This is a genomic window from Streptomyces sp. NPDC021212 (assembly GCF_044332925.1).
Lineage (GTDB): Bacteria > Actinomycetota > Actinomycetes > Streptomycetales > Streptomycetaceae > Streptomyces.
The window spans coordinates 407138-425175 of record NZ_JBIRPZ010000010.1 but is presented as its reverse complement, the minus strand read 5'-3'; the positions used below and the strand labels follow the sequence as shown (position 1 = coordinate 425175).

The window sequence follows — 18038 nt, the reverse complement described above, 5'->3', positions numbered from 1 at the left end:
CGTCTGTTCGGCACGGGGAATCGGGCGGAAAAAGCTGCGAGGCCCGGAAACCCTTGGGAATAATCGTCATACGGGGCCGGTGGGGGAAGGGGCGGGGTGAAATGGTCAGGGTGCTCATCGCCGAAGACATGCATATGCTGCGCAAGGCGCTGGTCGCCCTGCTGGAATTCGAACCCGATATCGAGGTCGTGGCCGAATTCTCCAGCGGCGCCGATATTCTGCCGCGGGCCCGTCAGCTCCGCCCGGACGTCGCGATTCTCGACATCGATCTGCCCGGCGTGGACGGGCTGACCGCCGCTGCCGAGCTGCACACCGCCGTTCCCGAATGCCGGACCATGATGCTCACCAGCCTCGGCCGCCCCGGAAATCTGCGGCGCGCCCTCGCGGCCCATGTCGCCGGTTTTCTGCTCAAGGACAGCAGCCCGGCCACCCTGTGCGATGCCATTCGCGCGGTCGCGCGGGGCGAGCGGGTCATCGATCCGCAACTCGCCCTGGCCGCCCTGGACGACGGCCCGCAGCCGCTGACCCCGCGCGAGCTGGAGGTGCTGCGGATGGCCTCCGAGGGTGAGGAGGCCACCCGTATCGCGGCCCGGCTCTTCCTGTCGGTGGGGACGGTGCGCAACTACCTGACCTCCGCCGTCACCAAGCTCAACGCGCGCAACCGGGTCGACGCCATCCGGATCGCCCGCGAGGCGGGCTGGCTGTAGCGGGCGCTGAGCAGGTATCCCCGTCAGACCGTCACGCCGTTCAAGCCGTCACCGCCGGGCCGAACTCCTCCTCCGTACCGCGCCCCCGCCCGCCGCGCGGCGCCTCCGTGGCCACCTCCAGCTCGGCCCGCAGCTCGAACCGGCCGTCGGACCGCAGGTCCGCGGACAGCCGCCCGCCGAGCCCCGACAGCCGCACCCGGAGGTTGCCGATCCCGCTGCCGCCGTCGGCACCGGCGGTGCCGGGGGCGCTGTCGGCGCGCAGGAGGGGGGATGGCTTGCCCACCCCGTCGTTCACCAGCGTCAGCCGTACCGTGGACCCCGCCCGCCGGGCCGTGATCGCGCAGTGGTCCGCCTTGCTGTGCCGCAGCACGTTGGTCAGCCCCTCGCGCAGCACGCTCGCCAGCACCGTGTCCACCCGCTCGGGCAGCGGCCCGCAGTCGATGTCCGCGGTGGCCCGGATGCCCGCCGCGGCCAGCATGGACCGGGCCGTCTCCGCCTCCGCGGCCAGCGACATCTTGCGGTAGCCGCTGGCCACCGCGCGTACGTCGGCGAGCGCCTGACGGGACGTCTGGAGGATCTCGGCCAGCTCCTGCCGGGCCCGGTCGTTCTGCCGGGGCACCAGCCGGTGCACCAGCTCGCACTTGAGGGTGATGGTGGAGAGGCTGAGCCCGAGCAGATCGTGGACGTCCCGGGAGAACCGCAGCCGCTCCTGCGCGACCGCCAGCCGGGCCAGCTCCGCGCGCGACCGGGAGACCTCGGCGACGAGCCCGGAGAGCCGGGAGAGGCCGAACACCACCAGCCCGGTGATCGTGGTGGAGACGGTCGTGTACGCGACCTTGTCCCAGCCGAACCCCACCTGGAACAGCAGCACATCGGTGATCACCAGGATCGCGGCGAACGTCGGCCACGACACCGCCGGAGCCAGCACCAGCAGCGCGGAGCCCGCAAGGAAGCCGGGCATGCCCAGCCACGCCTGCTCGAAGACGGCGAACGGCAGGAAGGTCAGCGTCGCCTGGAGCAGCAGCGTCCAGTGCCGGGCGGCGGCCAGCCGGGGCGCCAGCGCGGGGAAGGAGTGCGTCAGCTGGATGCCCAGCAGCACGGCCAGCACGGGCAGGATCTCCAGCATCCGCACCACCGCGTCCATCGCGCTCCCCGGGGGAAGCCCTTCGGCCACGTACGTCACGGCGACGGTGAAGTAGCCCAGGAGCACCACCACCGTGATCACCACGGCCAGGCGCGGCGCCAGGTCGTCGTGGTCGCGCGGCGGCTTTTTCCCGGCATCGTCGGGCAAGAGGCTCCTCTGCACTCGTCCTCCGGATGGTCGGGCCGGATTGGGCGGCTTGCCCGAGAGTATCCGATCTTTTGCGGGGGAGGAGGGGGTGCGGCGAAGACTCATGGTGTACACAGAGTTACGGGTTGTCACCGGCGATCACAGGAAGAATCACAGGAAAAGGGGAACGGGATTCAGCTCGCCGTACGCGGTCGGCCGCCGCAGCCGCCCCAGGGTCACCGGGACCTCGTAGAGCCGGCCGGGGGCGAACCGGGGCCAGTGCGGGCGCAGTCCGGGCACCAGCACCTTGGCCACGGGCAGTCCCACATCCGGCCGGGTCTGGTCCAGCACCAGCAGCTCCATCCCGCGCGCCCGGACCGCCTCCCGGACGGCCCGTACGGCGGCCAGGGCGTCACCGTCCGGGGGAGCCGCCATCCACGGTGGGGGCGCCGCGTCCCGGTCGGGCGTCAGATAGGGCTGGTTGGCGGTGGTCGCGGTACGGAACCAGCGCAGCGCCTCCGGGTCGGCCGCGCCGTATCCGCCGCCGTCGGCGCGGGCCTCGACCACCGCGGGCAGCATCTGGTTCAGCTCGGCGAAGGCGTGGCACAGCGCGGTGTGCCGGTCGAAGTGGGCGCCGAAGCCCAGCGTGATGTCCTCGGCGGGCTTGTCGGTCCGGCGGGAGAGCGCGGCGACCACCGGGATGCCGAAGTCGGTGGTGAGGTCCAGGGCCCACACCTCGCGCCGCAGTCCGGCGTGGGCGCGGCGCAGTTCGGTCAGCCAGGGGTCGTCGAAGGTGTCGAGGGCGAGCGCGGGCTGACGCGTGCGGTTGTACCACCACAGGGCGACAGCGTCCCGCTCCACCAGCTCCAGGAAGCCCCGTACGACGGCGTCGGCCAGGGTGGACCCGGCCGCCGCGCCGTTGGAGTCCGCCTGGCAGCAGCGGTGTCCCGGGGGCTGCGGGGCGCCGTAGTACAGCAGCGCGGTGGGCAGCAGCCGGTGCCGCTCGGCGGTGAGCGACCACACCGGCGTCCAGTCGAGTTCGGCGTCCACGTCGAACGGGTCGGGAAGCCGGTGGCGCGCGGGCGTGGCCCGGTCCGGGAGCCTTCGCGCGAACTGCCGCGGGTCCACGAGCTGGACGGTGTCCGGATGCACCGCCTCCGCCGGATCCAGCGCGCGGTAGGCGGCGCGGCGGCGCGGCTCGTCGCCCTGGAAGTGGCCGCTGTAGTGCTCCAGGGCCTCGCACAGGGCGCTCGCCCGGGCCTGCTCGGCGGTCCGCCCCTTGCCGTGGGCGGCGGCCCGCAGCCCGGACCGCACCGCGTCCAGCCCGCTCGGCGGGGCGGTCGGCCCGGCCGGGGTGGCGTGCGGGCTGTACGTGACGTACGCGGCGTAGGAGGGATGCCGGGCGTGGTAGCAGTTGAGGAACGCCGGGCCGCGCGGATCGCGGCGGATCTCGGTGACCAGCCCGGTGACGGGGTCGACCAGGTGGCCGTACCGCTCCATGACGCGGCGCGGTGAGGCGTCGTCGGCGGCGGCAGCGTCTCCATGGTTGTCATGCGGCTCACGCGGCGACGGCAGGGCCAGCGGTGCCCGTATCCGCTCCGCGACCAGCGCCGGATTCCCGCACCCGGCGCACTGCGGGCGGCGGGAGAGCGGATGGCGGTTCACGGTGGCGGTGAGGCTGTCCAGGGTGCACAGCGTCCGCTGCCCCGGATGCCGGTGCCCGGCCAGCCACTTGGCGGCCTCCAGCGCGGCCAGCTGGAGCGCGGCCGCGCGGCTCGCGGGCAGGGAGGCGGGCGGCCGCGGCACCGGCCCCGGGCGGCCCAGCCTGCGCTGGAGGTACGCCTCGGCCTGCCGTCCCCGCCAGAGCCGGTCGGCCAGACACGCCCAGCACGGGTCGTCGGGGGCGCCGAGGAACGGGCCGAGCCACGCCTGGGTGCCCACCGGTTTGACGGGCAGCCAGCGGCGGCCCGCGGCGCGATGGGCGGCGTCGACCGCGGCGAGCCGCGGATCGAGATAGTCGTCGCACACCACAAGGGTGAGTTCAGCGTCGCCGTGTTGACGCGGGTCGACTTGACGTACGGCCCATCGGCACTCCCGGCCCTGCGCGGCCGTCGCCGCCGCCCGGTCGTCCGGTTCCTCCTGCGCCGGGGACACCGGCCGCAGCCCCGCCGCCCGCAGCGCCCGGACGACTTCGGCGGGGTCGGCCGAACCGAGGATCACCGATGCCACGGAGGCGGCGGCCGGGCGGGCGGCCGGGCGCGCGGCCGGGCGTATGGAGCGGCCGTCGCCATCGCCGCCGCTCAGCCCGGCCAGCTCCCAGTACGCCTCCTCGGGCCCGGGTGTGTGCGCGGGCTCCCGCTCGGACACCAGCCCGGCCGCCCGCAGCCGCGCGATGACCCGCTCGGCCTGCCCCGCGGGCACCGCGTCCGGCCGGCCGCCGGGCGCGCGGGCGGCCTCGGTGAGGATGTGCGCGAGGTCCCGCGACCCGTCCAGCAGCGGCGCGAGCGCGGCGATCGCCCGGCCGTGCAGCGCGGTGACGCCGTGCTCGGAGACCAGATAGACGGCCTCGCCCGGCACCGGCTCGACCCGCAGATGCGGGGTGAATCCCAGTTCGCCCACCATGCGTCCGCGCCCCCTCATTCCCCGCTGAACGTGCAGATGCAGATGCGCGGTGCGACGACCGGCCAGGAGGCGTCGGTCAGGTCCTCGATGACCAGGTCGTCCAGGTCGGTCAGGTCGTGAGGGGCGTCCGGGCCGTCAGGGCCGGGATCCGGGACCACCCCGGCCGTGTCGGCCAGGGACTGCGTGGGTTGCGGGGGGATGGAGGCTTCCGTCATCACAGGCTCTCCTCGGGTGTGAATTTGTCATGGGTCGAACTCCCAGGACTCATACCGAGTTCGGGATTCCGGCACTGGTCGGATGCACCGCTCACCCGCGAGTCTTTTGTGTGCCTCGATGGCACGGCCGCGCGGCCAGGAGGCACCTGACGGACCGTTGACGGAGGTACAGGACCATGGACATCAAGGTGTTGGGGCCGCTGAGCGTCGAGGCGTGCGGTCAGTCGATCGTGCCCAGCGCGGGCAAGCCGCGGCAGATCCTTGCACTGCTTTCCGTCTACGCCAACCAGATGCTGCCGGTGCCCACTCTTATGGAGGAAATCTGGGGCACGCAGATGCCGCGCAGTGCGCCCACCACCTTGCAGACCTACATCCTCCAGCTCCGCCGCAGGCTGGCCGCCGCTTACGGCCCCCAGGCGCCGCAGGCGTCGAAGGACGTGCTGGCCACCCGGTACGGCGGCTATGTCCTGGAGGCGCAGCCCGGCGCGGTCGACATCCATGAGTACGACCGGCTGGTGGCCGCGGGGCGCGACGCGCTCGACGCCGGGGACGATGTCGAGGCGTCCCTGCTGCTGCGCGAGGCGCTCGCGGTCTGGCGCGGTCCGGCGCTGGTGGATGTGCGGGTCGGTCCGGTCCTGGAGATCGAGCTGGCCCGGCTGGAGGAGAGCCGACTCGGCGTCCTGGAGCGCCGCATCGAGGCCGATCTGCGGCTGGGCCGCCATGCCGAGCTGCTGACCGAGCTGACCGAGCTGACCGCCCGTCATCCGCTGCACGAGGGGCTGCACGCCCAGTGCATGGCCGCGCTGTACCGGGCGGGCCGCCCCTGGCAGGCGCTGGAGGTCTACCAGGGGCTGCGCGCCCGGCTGGTCGAGGACCTGGGGCTTGAGCCGTCGCCACGGCTCCAGAAGCTCCAGCAGGCGGTGCTCGCCTCCGACCCCGCGCTCGACGTCGACCTCGAAGGGCAGTGGCGCCGGCCGGTGCTCGACCTGTTCGCCGCCTGACCCGCCCTTCCGGGACGGTCCGTCCGACGCCCTGCCCCATTTGGCTGCTTGACCGCTCCACCGCTCCACCGCTCCACCGCTCCACCGCTCGACCCGCCGTACAGGCCCCGTCACCTCCCCAGGGCCCTCCCGGTGCCCCCTCCCCCCAACGCCCGGCGCCGCCCTTCAGCCGGGTCTGCTACGGCTCCGCTGCCCGATCCCCCCGCGCGGGCAAGCGGAGCCGTAGCGCATTTCCTGCCGACCGTCAGTCCGCTACACCCCGTCCGCTACACCCCGTCCGTAAAACTGCCCGCCCGACACACCGCCCGTCCGACACCAGCCGAGGGGGCGCGCCTTGCGCATCATCGATCTGTCCACACCGGTGGACGCCCCCGCGCCCTGCGGCGCCACCGGTGCGTACGGGAGGCCGCGCGTCATCGACCGGATGCCGGTGGAGTGGTGCCTGCGCCCGGCGCACGTCCTGGACATCACCGGCGCCGACCCGGACACCCGCACCGCCGGGGTCGAGGACATCGAGAAGGCGCTCGCCCGGACCGGCTGCCGCCCGCGCCCGCTGGACGTCGTCCTGCTGCAGACCGGCGCCGCCTGCTGGGCCGGTACGCCCCGCTACTTCACCGACTTCACCGGTCTCGACGGCCCCGCCACCGACTACCTCCTCGACCTGGGGGTCCGGGTGATCGGCACCGACGCGTTCAGCCTCGACGCGCCCTTCCGCGACATGATCCGCCGCTATCACGCCACCGGCGACCGGTCGGCGCTGTGGCCCGCGCACTTCGCGGGCCGCCGCCGGGAGTACTGCCAGATCGAGCGGCTGGCGGGGCTGGACACCCTGCCGCCCACCGGGTTCCGGGTCGCCTGCTTCCCCGCGCGGACCCCGGGTGCGGGCGCGGGCTGGACCCGCGCGGTGGCCCTTCTCGACGAGGTGTGAGCCCGGTGGTGACGGCGCACCAGGAGATCGACACCGAGGTCTGTGTGGTCGGCGGCGGCCCGGCCGGTCTCGTCCTGGCCCTGCTGATGCTGCGCTCGGGGGCGCGGGTGACGGTGCTGGAGCGCGCCCGCGCGCACGAGCGGGATTCCCGCGGCGAGATCCTGCAGCCCGGCGCGCTGGCGCTGCTGGACGAGCTGGGGGTGCTCGCCGGGGCGCGGGCGCGCGGCGCCCAGGAGCACGACCGGTTCCGGCTGTTCGAGGGTGACCGGATGCTGCTGGAGGCCGACTACCGGCTCCTCCCCGCCCCGTACGACCATCTGCTGTCCCTGCCCCGGACGCATCTGCTGGACGAACTCCTCGCCCACTGCCGCCGCTCGACCGGCTTCCGCTATCTGCCCGGCCGGAGGGTCGGCGGTCTGGTGTGGCGGGACGGGCGGATCGCGGGGGTCACCGCCGACGGTCCGGCCGGGCGCTGCACCGTGCGGGCCCGGGCCGTGGTCGGCGCGGACGGCCGCTACTCCCGGGTCCGGCGGCTGGCCGGTATCGCCGCGGGCCGCACCGAGTCGCTGCACCAGGTGCTGCTGTGGTGCACGCTCAGGGCGGGCGGCACGGACGCTCCGCCGCTCCGCGAGGTGCGGGTGTTCCGCACCGGGGACGGCCCGGTGGTGGTCTACGGTTCCTGGCCGGACCGCGTCCACCTCGGCTGGACGCTGCCCCAGCACGGCCACCGCGCCCTCACCGCGCTCGGCCCGGACCGGGTCAGGGAGCGGCTCGCGCGTGCCGTGCCGCCGTACGCCACGGCCATCCGCGAACAGGTCCGCGCCCTGGGCGACCTCGGGCTGCTGGACGTCTTCTCGGCCCGCGCCCGGCGCTGGGTGGACGACGGGCTGGTGCTGATCGGCGACGCCGCCCACACCCATGGCCCGATCGCCGCCCAGGGCATCACGCTCGCGATCCAGGACGCGGTGGTGCTGCACCCCGTGCTGGCCGGCGCGCTGGCCGCGGGCGACCTCGGCGCGGATCGCCTCGCCGCCTTCGAAGGGCGCCGGGGGCCCGATGTCGCGGCCGTCATACGGATGCAGACCCGGCAGAGCCAGGCCCTGCTCTCGGGCAGCGCGTTCGCCACCCGTGTGCGCCCCTGTCTCGCCCGCGCGCTGCGCCACACCCCACTGCACCGCAAGATGCTCCAACGCATCGCGTTCGGCGGTCCGTCGATCCGCGTCATGGATGCCCGGGACGCCAGGGCGTGCGGTCGCCCATGAGCGGGCCCCGGCCCGCGTTGGCCCCGGCCCGGGTCGAGGCGGGCTCGAGTCAGGGCGGCGACCATGGCGTTCTCACGAGAACGCCATGCCGGGATCGACCGCGAGGAGGGCGCCCATGGTGCCGACGGTGTCACACGCAGCCGGGCTGTCCGTCGTCGTGCTGGGCGGCACCGGGGCCATGGGCGGCGCGGTCCGGCGCGCCTTCGAGGCCGTGGGCGCCCGGGTGCTGGTGGTCTCCCGGCGTGAGCCGGAGCCCGGTGAGGTCGTCTCCTGGGCCGGGCTGGATCTGACCCGCGCACCGGCCGGGCAGCTCTCCGCCCTGCTCGCCGAGGCCGCCCCCGATGTCGTGGTGAACGCGGCGGGGCTCACCGGCGGCGCCACCGAGGAGCAGTTGGCCGAGGCCAACGCCGGGTTGGTGCGCACCCTGGTGGAGGCCGCCGCGGCGCTGCCGTACCGGACCCGGCTGGTGCAGCTGGGCACCGTCCACGAGTACGGCCCGGTGTGCCGCGGCGTCGGCATCACCGAGGACCTGCCGCCCGCGCCGGTCTGCGCGTACGGCCGTACCAAGCTGCTCGGCGCGCAAGCCCTGCTGCGCGCCACCCGGGCCGGCGCGGTGGACGGCACGGTGCTGCGGATCGCCCATGTCTTCGGCCCCGGGGCGCCCCGCGCCGACCTCCTGGGCACCGTCGCCCGCCATCTGGCCTCCCACGGCCCCGGCCCGCTGCGGCTGGAACCGCTGGCGGGGCGCTGGGACTTCGTGGACGTCCGTGATGTCGCCGCCGCGGCCCTCGCGGCGGCGACGGCGCCCCGGGCGAGCGGACAGGTCGTCAACATCGGCTGCGGCCAAGCGCTGAGCGTGCGCCGGCTGGTGGAGCGGATGATCGTGCTCAGCGGGCTCGGCGTGCCGCTGGTGGAGGAGCCGGGGGCCGGCGGTCACCCCGCGGGCCCCGCCTGGCAGCGGGTGGACATCTCCCGGGCCCGGCTGCTGCTGGGCTGGCGGCCGCGGTTCGGCACGGTCCGGTCGCTGCGCGACCAGCTGGCCGAGGCGGGAGCGCCGGACCGGGCGGTGGTGGCGCGACCATGATGGATCTCGGCCTGGCCGGGCGTACGGTCCTGGTCACCGGTGCCACCGGCGTCGTCGGCCGGGCCGCCGCCCGCGCCTTCGCGGCGCAGGGCGCGCGGGTGGCGTTGGCCTTCCGTAACCGCCGCGAGGTCGCCGAGGAGCTGGCCGCCGAGCTGGCGGGCCCCGACGGCAACCGGGCCTTCGCGGTGCCGTACGCACTGGAGGACTCCGCGTCGCCGCGCTGGGTCGTGGCCGCCGTCGAGGAGCGCTGGGGCGCGCTCGACGTCCTGGTGGCGAACGCGTGGCGGCGGGGCGCGCGATGCGATCCGCGCGCCCGTTTCGAGGACATCCCCGAGGGGGACTGGCTGCCGGTCGTCGCGGACAGCCTGGCCCCGGTGATCCGTACGGTGCAGTGCGCCGTCGTCGGGATGCGGGAGCGCGGCTGGGGCCGGATCGCGCTGGTGTCCTCACGCCGGGTGCCCGACGAGTTCCACGGCGCGGCCGAGGCCGGGCTGCAGGGCCTGGCCCGCGGCCTCAGCGGACAGGTGGCGACGGACGGCGTGCTGGTCAACGCGGTGTGCCCGGAGGGCGCGCCCTCCGGGGCCGGGGCCGCGGCGCGGACCCTGCTGTTCCTCTGCTCGGCGGCCAACACCCATCTCACCGGCCACACCCTCACGCTCACAGGCGGCTGACCGGGGAGGGATCGTGCGCGTCCTGTTCACGACCTGGGCCCCGGGCGGGCATCTGGTCGCGCTGGTGCCGCTCGCCCGGGCGTTCCTCGCGGCGGGGCACCAGGTGCGGGTCGCGGTCCCGGGCGGCTGCGCGGCGGCGGTCGCGCGGGCCGGGCTGATGCCGGTGCCCGCCGGTGTGCTGCCCCGCGCGCTCGGCACGCCACCGGCCGTGGCGCGCCGCTGGCGCGGCATCTGGCCCGCGGACTGGCCGGTGCGGCCCGGGGTGCTCGGCCCGGAGCAGCGCGGGGCGCTGCGCGCCCTCGGCGACCGGCGGGTGGCCATAGCCGAGGCGATGGCCCAGGGGCTGGTGGCCTACGCCCGCTGCTGGCAGCCGGAGCTGGTGGTGCACGACGCGAGCACGTACGCGGGCACGGTGGCCGCGGCGGCGCTGGGCGTGCCCGCGGTCGGCCAGCTGTGGGGGAGCGCGGCGCTGCTGCGCCTCGACCGGCAGCGGCTGGACGGGCCGCCGCTGCCCGGCTACGCCCGCCTGATGCGGCGTTACGGCGCGGACCCGGCGCGCGAACCGGAGCTATGGCTCGACCCCTGCCCGCCGAGCCTGGCCCTGCCCTCGCCGGAGCGGCGGCTTCCGGTGCGGTTCGTCCCGTACGAGTCGCCGTATGAGACGCCGTACGAGTCGCCGCATGGGGCGTGCGAAGGGGCGTACGGCGCGGCGGGCGACCCGTCGTACGATCCGGTCCGCCCCGGGCCGGGCCCCGGGCCCACCCGGATCTGTGCCGCGTGGGAGGACCCCGCGGGCCCGCCCGAAGCCGTGCGGGCGGCGCTGCGGGCGGCCGAGGCGCGCGGGGTGGAGGTCGTCCGGCTGGGCAGCGCCGCCGAGGGGCGGCCGCCCGCCGGACCGCTGCACCGGGCGCTGCCGGGCTGCCGCGCGGTGCTCCACCAGGGCGGCGGGGCCGCCGTGCTGGTCGCGGCCGCGGCCGGGGTGCCGCAGCTGATCGTCGCGCCCCGTCCCGAGCAGCAGCTCAACGGCGCGCGGGTGGCCCTCACGGGCGCCGGGGCGTATAGCCCCGCCGACGTCCTCGGCGGTTCGCCGCGCACCGCCCGGGCCGCCGGCGCCCAGCTGGCCCGGGACCTCTTCGCGCTGCTGGAACAGCCTTCGTACGTGGTCGCGGCCCGCGCGCTGCGGGAGGAGGCCCGGTCGATGCCCGGCCCGGAGGCGGCGGTCGTACGGCTGACGGCCCGCGCCTAGGCCGACCCCTGGGAGCTGGAACCCTGGGACATACGAAAGGCCCCTCACGCGTGGTGAGAGGCCCTTCGTATGTCGGTGCGCCGCCAGGGACTCGAACCCCGGACCCGCTGATTAAGAGTCAGCTGCTCTAACCAACTGAGCTAGCGGCGCCTGCTGACGTAGGAGACCTTAGCACCCGGGTCAGGCGAAGTGAAAATCGATACCTTTCAGCCCGGAAACAGCGCGGGTTCGCTGGTCACAGCCGTGTCGTCGGCGTCCGTATCGGCGTCCGTGTCGGCGGCGGCACGGAGCGTGCGGGCCGCCCGCACGCAGGCCCACAGCAGCACCTCGGGCCCGGGGAGCCACGGGCTGCGGACGTCGGGGGCGACGAGCCAGCGGGGCGAGGGGGCGTCGTACGAGGCGATCTCCGCCGGGGGCTCGGGCTCCGCCGGGCCGGGGTCCAGGGGGTCCAGGGGGTACAGGGGCGGCACGGTCACCGTGTCCCCCCAGCCGTAGCAGAGCAGCGGCGGCGCCGTGCCGCCCCACTCCTCCCAGCTGAGCAGCGCGGGCAGCCGCTGGGCCGCGCCCGGGGTGGCGAACAGCATGACCCGGCCGCCCTGAGCGGCCACCGGACCCGTGCCGGGTCCATCGGTCCATAACCGGCTCACCACCCGGCGCCCGAAGAGCGCGTCCATGCTGACGACGTCGAATGCGGTGCCGCACGGCAGCGGGACCGAGGCCGCCGGATGCTCTGCCCAGAGCGCGTGGACGCCGCGGGGGGACCGGCTGGCGGAGGCGAGCCAGTCCGCGCCGGCCGGGGTGACGTAGGAGGCGGTGTGAAGTGAGTCCCGAGGCGTTCTGCTCATGTTTCTACAATTACCGTCGGCAGGGGAGGCGTAGGGGGATGCGGCAAAACCGGGACATGGCGCGGGGCGATGGGGTACCTTCCCCTCGCATATGCCCCCGGCGCATGATCGCGGCAGGACGCCACTCGTTCGTGGGGTTTTTTCGTTTCGTGGGGTTTTTCCGTACGGAGCGCGCCCATCAGTCCGGCAGCTCGCCACTTTGTATTAGTTCGCGACCGAACTCGATCATCTTTTTGGCGTAGTCCTCGGTCCACTCCGCCCGCTCGGCGATCACGGCGGGGGTCAGCCGGTCGAACCGTCTCGGGTCGGCGAGCTGCGCGGCCGCCATCGCCTGGAACTCCATGGCCCGGTCCGTCGCCGCGCGGAACGCGAGCACCAGCTCGGTCGAGCGGGTGAGCAGTTCGCGGGGATCCTCGATCGACTCCAGGTCGAAGAAGTGCGCCTCGTCCTTGACCGCGGCGGCAGGTTCGAAGAGCAGCGCGGCCGGTTTCATTCGCCGTGGCGCGGCGCTGTGCGGGCCGTGAGCCGCATCCGGCTCGGGCATGTGATCTCTCCTCCTGGGTCGTGAGACACGTTCGGTGCACGGTGCGTCCTGCTCCCATTGTCGCGCGAGAGGCAAGAGCGCCGCCTTCACCAGGGGTGTCTCCCCACCGGCCCCTCTCCCGAACCCAGCGCCCGGCCCCGGGATCGGCCGGCGGACCGGCCCACCCCTAGGGTCGCCAGGAGACGCGGTGTTCGGCCAGATGCGACAGGACCGCGTGGTTCGCCTCCCAGCCGTCCGGGAACTTCACCGTCACCCCCAGCTGCACCGGCTCCGTCGACGGGTGCTCGTCCAGCAGCTCCGCCACCCCCGCCCGGCACACCACCACACACGCGTGCCGGTGGCGCGACGCCAGCACGCACAGCCGGCCCGTCTCCAGGTGGAAGGCCGTCGCGTCCGGGCGGCCGGACAGCGGGTGCAGCACCACCGTCAGATCGAACTCACGTCCCTGGAGTCGGTTCGCCGTATCGACGGTGACGCCCGACACGCCCAGCTCCGCCAGCGCCGCCCGCACGGCCGCCGCCTGGTCGCGGTGGGCGGTGCCGACGGCGATCCGGTCGGCGGTCAGCGGCACCGGCTCGTCGGCGCGCTCGCTGACCGCGGCGCCGCCCCGGTCCAGCGTCCGCCGGACCACCTGGGCCACGGCCGCCACCGCCTCCGGGTCGGTGCGCGGCGTACGGCGGGCGGGCAGCTCCAGCAGCCCCCACCCCGCGACGGCGGCCTCGTCCAGCACCCGGTCAGGGCCCGAACCGTCCGAGGCCACCCCGAAGCTCAGCCGCCGGTCGCCGTGGTCCGTACCGCTGCGGAAGGGCGTGTACGGATAGAACGCGTCCGAGACCAGCGGCGCCGCCGACGCGGGCAGCCGCCAGGACACCGGCAGCCGGTGCTGCGGGAGCTGCGGATTGTGGGCCAGGAGCGTGGTCACCGCGCTCGCCGACGGGTCGTACGAGAGCCCCGCCCACTGATCGGCGCCCACCACGCTGAACGGGTCGAGCTGCCCGGGGTCGCCGACGAACAGCGCCCGCTCGAAGAGCCCCGCGACGGCCAGCAGCGCGTCCGAGCGCATCTGGTACGCCTCGTCCACGATCGCGTGGCTCCACGGCTCGACGTTCTTGACGTGCGCCCACTTGGCGGCCGTGGAGACGACGATGCCGAGCCCGGCCAGATCGGCTACCTTCGCCGAGCAGCGCACCGCCGGATGCCCGTCGAGCACCGGGTCGTACGGATGCGGATCGCTGCTGTGCAGCCGGCCGACCGGAAGGTCCGGGTCCGCCGTGGCGAGCCGGTCCACCAGGTCGTCCACCTGCGCGTTGGTCTGCGCGACCACCATCAGCGGCCGCCCGGCGGCGGCCAGCTCCCGGGCCGCCCGGACGACCAGCGTGGACTTGCCCGCACCGGGCGGGGAGTCCACGACGACACCGCGGTGCGTGCCGTGCAGCGTGTCGTGCAGGATCGCGTCGGTCGCGCGCGCGGCCGCGGCCGACGGGTCGAACGGCTCGCCCCTCCCCGCACGGGCCGCCCGGTCCGTGGCGATCACAGATAATCCTCCTCGGTCACGGGGTCGGGGGCCTGATCGGGCGCGGCGGCGCCCGGCGGGCCGCCGTGGGTCCAGGGCGTGCTCTCGGGGTCGGGCAGGTCCGGGCCGCCGCGCGGGGCGTGCTCGAACAGGGTCCAGCACACCCGGTCGCCCGGCTCGGGCACCGAACCCGGCTCCGGCTCCTTGCCCCGGCCCATCCCACCGGTCAGCCGGACCACGAACGCGACGGACGCCCGCCCGGGCTCCACGGGCTCCTCGGCATCCCCGGGTTCGTCGGCCTCCCCGGCGAACTCCGCGGTCTGCGTCCGGCCGTCGTCCATCACCCGGTACAGCTTGATCCGCTCGGCCAGATGCGGACGGTCCGCGGTGCGCACCGTGACCAGCGGCCTCGGCCGCGGCACCTTCGCCTCCGACCAGGCCATCTCCACCTCGGTGACCTCGCCGGCGAACGCTTCACCGGACAGCCGCCGCCCCGCCATGACCAGCGGATCGTCCAGCGCCTCGTGCGCGTCCAGCTGGGCCTGCGCGGTCTCCCGCGCCGCGAGCTTCTGCGCCGCCGTCACCGCGTCGTCCCGCCTGGGCTGGGGCGGCTCACCGGCCCGGATCCGGTCCCGGTGGGCCGTGTACGACCAGCGGTCCCGCTTCCAGCGGTCCGCCACCCGTGCCCCCTCCGGCAGGCCCCGCAGCAGATCCACGCCCCGCCACAGCGCGTCCCAGGTGGGCCGTAGCTGGGACGCGAGCAGCTCGCGCAGCTCCGCCTCGGCCGCCCGCAGCCGCGCCTCCCCGCCCGCCACGCCGCCGGTCACCTCGGACCGCGCCGCGTCGTACCGGGACATCGCCGGGGCCAGCAGCTTGTTGTCGAAGGCCGGATCGGTGGCGGGGCCCGCGGGCGGGTGCAGCAGCTGCCCGTCCCCGTCCCGCGCCGACTCGGTGTGCAGCGCCGCCTCCGCGCCCGAAACACCCTCAGGCGGGTCGATCCAGGCCAGCAGCGACCCCAGGTGCTGGTCCTCCAGGTTGCTCTGCCCGGTCGCCCAGTGCCGGCCCAGCAGCTCGGTCAGCGACAGCAGCAGCGAGGAGCCGGGCACCCGGGACCGCTCCCCGTAGTGCGTCAGCCACCGGCCGAGCAGCGGCACGCGCGCGGGCGCGGGGAACGGCGTCTCCGGGTCCTGCTCGGCGGTGCGCCGGAACCGCATCGACCGCCCCAGCAGCCGTACGAACGCCACGCCCGCGCCGCTGGGCACCAGCAGCTGCGGCGCGTCCGCGCACAGCTCGACCTGGACCGGCACCTTCTTCCCGGTCTCCGGGTCGGTCTCCTTGCGCTCCTCCAGCTCGACGTCGTCCGCGTACCCCTCCAGGTACGGAAGCATCTCCTCCGCCAGCTCGGAGAGGAACGCGAACCGCAGGTCACGGTTGCGCGGCTGCGCCACGATCAGCAGCCGCGGCGCCTCCCGGTCGGTGCCCACCAGGGCGCCGAGCGGTGCGCCCGTCTCGCCCGCGGTGGTCAGCGGCACGAACGCCAGCGGCCGCCGTGAGAGATGACGGTGCCGCACCGTGGCGACGGGCCGCGCCCGGCCCGCCCGGACGGCCTCCATCCGGGCCAGCGTGGTGATCAGCGACATACCGCCTCCGCGGGTCCCGCGGCGAGGGCGAGGGCCTCGGCGCGCAGGGCCGCCGCGCGCCGCAGGGTGTCCACGGCCGGGTCGCCGGTCGGCGCCGGGTCGTCGCCACCCTCGAGGGCGGCCGCCAGCACGGCCTCCACCGTGGTCAGCCCGCCCAGCTCGCCCCGGACTCCGCGCCCCAGCGACTCGACGGCGCCCTCCGTCCGGGCCCGCGCCCGGCAGTGGAGGGCCAGTTCGCAGGTGGACAGGCACTCGGGCGCGTACGCCGCGTCCACCGCCTCGACCGCGGCGGTCAGCTCCTCGACGGGCCGGGTCGCGGTCCGGCCGTCCTCGGTGAGCCGCAGGTCGAAGGTGGTGCCCTCGGGGAGGGCGGCGGCGATCTCCTCGATCCGGGTGAGCCGGCCCAGCTGCCGCCGGGTCACGGAGAGCTGCTTGCGCACATCGACGAACTCGGCGGTCGGCAGGTTGGAGAAGTCCTTGGGACAGACGAGCAGCACCTCGTGGCGCACCCGGGCCGAGACGCCGTCCTGCTTGCCCTCCGGGCCCTCCACGGGCTCCCCGAGGTGGGCCGCGATCCGCTCCAGGGCCAGGGCGTAGACGGCCGACTGCCGGGCCGCCGCGCCGACCTTGGCCGGGTCGGCGGCGCCGTCCACCATGGGGAAGGACTTGATCTCGATGACCGTCCAGGAGCCGTCGGGGTGCACCACGACCGCGTCCGGCTCCAGGAAGGCGGGGGAGCCCGCGACGTCCAGGCTCACCATCGGGTGGTCGAACAGCGCCCACCGCCCTGCCGCCGTGGCCTCCCGCAGCGCCAGCGCCGTACGGGCCGTACGCCCCTGGGGACCGGCAGCGGTCAGGTCGGGGGTCGCGGTGGTGTCCGGATCGGGCGCGGCCGAACCGTCGGCCAGCCGCTCGTGCAGCAGCCGCATGAGCAGCGCCCCGCGGTCGGCCTTGACCCGGGCCTCGAAGCTGTTGCCGCGCTGGTGCGCGAACTGGGACTGACCGAAGGGCGCGGGCGTCCCGAGCGCCCGCGCGAGCGCCCCCTTGTCGACCCCGGCGCCGTCGAGCAACGAGCGGCGGCGGCAGCCGGGGTTGGCCGCCAGTGCGGCCAGCGCGCGGGCGTCCATCGGATGCGGATCGATGGACGGGCCGCGCAGCTCAGCGAGCTGTTGCCGGAGCGCCGTCGGAGCTGCCGCCGCCCGTGCCGGTGCCCCGGGCGCGGCCGGCACCGGCACCGGCTTCCCGTCCGACGCCGTCGCCGCCATCCGTACGTTGCCTGTCCGCGCCCCTGCCCTGCTGTCGGGGGATCCGTTCCCGTTCACGGGCCGAAGTCTCGCACTTGTCACTGACATTCGCGGCCGCGCCCGTGTTTCCGCCCGTGTTTCCGGTGGCGCCCGCCTCAACGGCAGCGTCGGCCGTACGGGCCGCGGGGACGGTCGCGGGGGTGGCGCCGGCCGGGCGGAAGCGCTCGCGGACGGCGGCCGCGAGCCGCAGCGCGGGCCGGGTCAGCAGGGCGCCGGCCCCGACGGCGGCGGCACCGGCGGCCGCGTCGAGGAAGTAGTGGTTCGCGGTGCCCATCACCACGAGGGCGATGACCAGCGGATAGACCACGGCGACGATCTTCGACCACACCGAGCGCCCCTGCCACCACAGCGCTATTCCGCACCACAGCGCCCAGCCCACATGGAGGCTCGGCATCGCCGCGTACTGGTTGGTGAGCCCGCCCATGCCGCGCGGTGCGCTCGCGTCGCCGCCCCACCAGCCGTACGAGCTGTACTGGGCCATCGTGTCGACGAAGCCCTGGCCCGCCTCCAGGAGCCGCGGCGGGCAGGTCGGCACCACGACGAACCCGATCAGGCCGATCATCGTGGTGATCAGCAGCCAGGTGCGGGCGAAGCGGTAGTCCGCGGCCCGGCCGCGCTTCCACAGCCACACCAGGACCGCCGGGGTGGCCGCGTAGTGCAGCGACGCGTACACGAAGTCGGCCGGTATGCCTATCCAGGCGTGGCTGGTGAACAGGTCGTTGAGCGGTGACTCGAAATCGATGTTGAACCGCCGCTCGAAACGGAGGATTCCCAGGCCGTGGTTGACGGCCGTGGTCACATCGCCTTGGCCCAGAAGCCGACCGCCCGCGTACGCGAGGTACACCACCGCGATCAGCGGCAGCTCGGTCCACCAACGGGGCCGACTGCCCAGTGTCACTCCGGCACGGGGCGCGGTTTGGGGCATCCGGACGCTCTCCCAGTCAAAAATCAGGCGGCCACGACATGGCGCGCGATCAACCGTACGGTGTAGTCGAGGCGGCCCCCGCACCGCCCCCGGGGTCCTACGGCCGATGACCGCGCGAGGGGGAAGACGCCGGGAGTCCCCCCGAGGTTGCCTCTCGATCACGTGCGCGATGATGGGTGGACAGCGGACGGACAGAGTCTTGTTCCCCAGGGCGCGTACAGCGCAGAAATCCGCGGGCGGCCGGGTGGCACGGCGCACGGG

At 75.0% G+C, this 18038-nt stretch carries 15 protein-coding genes, 1 tRNA gene and 1 pseudogene; 7 read left to right on the top strand and 10 right to left on the bottom strand.

Annotation, left to right across the window (positions count from 1 at the left end):
* Window positions 1-101: 101 nt before the first annotated feature.
* Entirely contained in the window at window positions 102-707 is a 606-nt protein-coding gene (locus tag ACH4SI_RS27795) for a DNA-binding response regulator (RefSeq protein WP_398300188.1), read from the top strand.
* Between the two features lie 40 nt (window positions 708-747).
* Here the strand turns inward: ACH4SI_RS27795 and ACH4SI_RS27790 are convergent, their stop codons facing one another.
* The 3 genes from ACH4SI_RS27790 to ACH4SI_RS27780 form a co-directional block, all read right to left on the bottom strand.
* Complete coding sequence (locus ACH4SI_RS27790; RefSeq protein ID WP_398300186.1) at window positions 748-1998, bottom strand: sensor histidine kinase; 1251 nt, start codon at window positions 1996-1998, stop codon at window positions 748-750.
* Between the two features lie 150 nt (window positions 1999-2148).
* Window positions 2149-4599, bottom strand: a complete 2451-nt coding sequence (locus ACH4SI_RS27785; RefSeq protein WP_398300184.1) for a TOMM precursor leader peptide-binding protein — start codon at window positions 4597-4599, stop codon at window positions 2149-2151.
* A gap of 14 nt (window positions 4600-4613) precedes the next feature.
* Window positions 4614-4814: a hypothetical protein gene (locus ACH4SI_RS27780; protein ID WP_398300182.1), complete on the bottom strand. Its 201-nt coding sequence runs from the start codon at window positions 4812-4814 to the stop codon at window positions 4614-4616.
* A 176-nt stretch (window positions 4815-4990) separates the two neighbouring features.
* Between ACH4SI_RS27780 and ACH4SI_RS27775 the strand changes: the two genes are divergently transcribed.
* From ACH4SI_RS27775 to ACH4SI_RS27750, 6 genes and pseudogenes are all read left to right on the top strand, one after another.
* Window positions 4991-5815, top strand: coding sequence for a BTAD domain-containing putative transcriptional regulator (locus ACH4SI_RS27775; protein ID WP_398300180.1), 825 nt, complete (start codon window positions 4991-4993; stop codon window positions 5813-5815).
* Window positions 5816-6170: 355 nt separating this feature from the next.
* Window positions 6171-6743: pseudogene (locus ACH4SI_RS27770) on the top strand (cyclase family protein); the annotation flags it as partial.
* A gap of 8 nt (window positions 6744-6751) precedes the next feature.
* Window positions 6752-8005, top strand: coding sequence for an FAD-dependent monooxygenase (locus ACH4SI_RS27765; RefSeq protein WP_398300178.1), 1254 nt, complete (start codon window positions 6752-6754; stop codon window positions 8003-8005).
* A 127-nt stretch (window positions 8006-8132) separates the two neighbouring features.
* Window positions 8133-9089 (top strand): NAD-dependent epimerase/dehydratase family protein, encoded by a 957-nt coding sequence (locus ACH4SI_RS27760; RefSeq protein WP_398300176.1) that lies wholly within the window; start codon window positions 8133-8135, stop codon window positions 9087-9089.
* On the top strand, window positions 9086-9760 hold the full coding sequence (locus ACH4SI_RS27755; RefSeq protein ID WP_398300174.1) for an SDR family NAD(P)-dependent oxidoreductase: 675 nt from the start codon (window positions 9086-9088) through the stop codon (window positions 9758-9760). The genes ACH4SI_RS27760 and ACH4SI_RS27755 overlap by 4 nt, the downstream gene beginning before the upstream one ends.
* A gap of 13 nt (window positions 9761-9773) precedes the next feature.
* A complete protein-coding gene (locus ACH4SI_RS27750; RefSeq protein WP_398300173.1) occupies window positions 9774-11006 on the top strand; it encodes a nucleotide disphospho-sugar-binding domain-containing protein in 1233 nt (410 codons plus the stop codon).
* Window positions 11007-11082: 76 nt separating this feature from the next.
* Here the strand turns inward: ACH4SI_RS27750 and ACH4SI_RS27745 are convergent.
* The 7 genes from ACH4SI_RS27745 to ACH4SI_RS27715 form a co-directional block, all read right to left on the bottom strand.
* Window positions 11083-11156 (bottom strand) — tRNA-Lys (locus tag ACH4SI_RS27745).
* Between the two features lie 56 nt (window positions 11157-11212).
* The gene (locus ACH4SI_RS27740; RefSeq protein WP_398300171.1) at window positions 11213-11851 is read right to left on the bottom strand and encodes a bifunctional DNA primase/polymerase; all 639 of its coding nucleotides are present in this window, start codon (window positions 11849-11851) and stop codon (window positions 11213-11215) included.
* Window positions 11852-12029: 178 nt separating this feature from the next.
* The gene (locus ACH4SI_RS27735; protein ID WP_398300169.1) at window positions 12030-12395 is read right to left on the bottom strand and encodes a hypothetical protein; all 366 of its coding nucleotides are present in this window, start codon (window positions 12393-12395) and stop codon (window positions 12030-12032) included.
* A 166-nt stretch (window positions 12396-12561) separates the two neighbouring features.
* Window positions 12562-13929 carry an AAA family ATPase gene (locus tag ACH4SI_RS27730; protein WP_398300167.1) on the bottom strand — a complete coding sequence of 456 codons (1368 nt, stop codon included), beginning with the start codon at window positions 13927-13929 and terminating at the stop codon, window positions 12562-12564.
* Window positions 13926-15548, bottom strand: a complete 1623-nt coding sequence (locus ACH4SI_RS27725; RefSeq protein ID WP_398300165.1) for a hypothetical protein — start codon at window positions 15546-15548, stop codon at window positions 13926-13928. The genes ACH4SI_RS27730 and ACH4SI_RS27725 overlap by 4 nt, the downstream gene beginning before the upstream one ends.
* Entirely contained in the window at window positions 15539-16813 is a 1275-nt protein-coding gene (locus ACH4SI_RS27720; RefSeq protein WP_398300163.1) for a hypothetical protein, read from the bottom strand. Before ACH4SI_RS27720 ends, ACH4SI_RS27725 begins: the two co-directional genes overlap by 10 nt.
* A complete protein-coding gene (locus tag ACH4SI_RS27715; protein WP_398300161.1) occupies window positions 16707-17777 on the bottom strand; it encodes a phosphatase PAP2 family protein in 1071 nt (356 codons plus the stop codon). Before ACH4SI_RS27715 ends, ACH4SI_RS27720 begins: the two co-directional genes overlap by 107 nt.
* Between the last annotated feature and the right edge of the window lie 261 nt (window positions 17778-18038).

What these genes read in the sequence shown, in the direction of transcription:
- ACH4SI_RS27795 (WP_398300188.1), top strand. Translation starts at nt 102, where the DNA reads ATGGTCAGGGTGCTCATCGCCGAAGACATGCATATGCTGCGCAAGGCG.
- ACH4SI_RS27735 (WP_398300169.1), bottom strand. Translation starts at nt 12,395, where the DNA reads ATGCCCGAGCCGGATGCGGCTCACGGCCCGCACAGCGCCGCGCCACGG.
- ACH4SI_RS27720 (WP_398300163.1), bottom strand. Translation starts at nt 16,813, where the DNA reads ATGGCGGCGACGGCGTCGGACGGGAAGCCGGTGCCGGTGCCGGCCGCG.
- ACH4SI_RS27755 (WP_398300174.1), top strand. Translation starts at nt 9,086, where the DNA reads ATGATGGATCTCGGCCTGGCCGGGCGTACGGTCCTGGTCACCGGTGCC.
- ACH4SI_RS27785 (WP_398300184.1), bottom strand. Translation starts at nt 4,599, where the DNA reads ATGGTGGGCGAACTGGGATTCACCCCGCATCTGCGGGTCGAGCCGGTG.
- ACH4SI_RS27780 (WP_398300182.1), bottom strand. Translation starts at nt 4,814, where the DNA reads ATGACGGAAGCCTCCATCCCCCCGCAACCCACGCAGTCCCTGGCCGAC.
- ACH4SI_RS27775 (WP_398300180.1), top strand. Translation starts at nt 4,991, where the DNA reads ATGGACATCAAGGTGTTGGGGCCGCTGAGCGTCGAGGCGTGCGGTCAG.
- ACH4SI_RS27740 (WP_398300171.1), bottom strand. Translation starts at nt 11,851, where the DNA reads ATGAGCAGAACGCCTCGGGACTCACTTCACACCGCCTCCTACGTCACC.
- ACH4SI_RS27725 (WP_398300165.1), bottom strand. Translation starts at nt 15,548, where the DNA reads ATGTCGCTGATCACCACGCTGGCCCGGATGGAGGCCGTCCGGGCGGGC.
- ACH4SI_RS27715 (WP_398300161.1), bottom strand. Translation starts at nt 17,777, where the DNA reads ATGCCCCAAACCGCGCCCCGTGCCGGAGTGACACTGGGCAGTCGGCCC.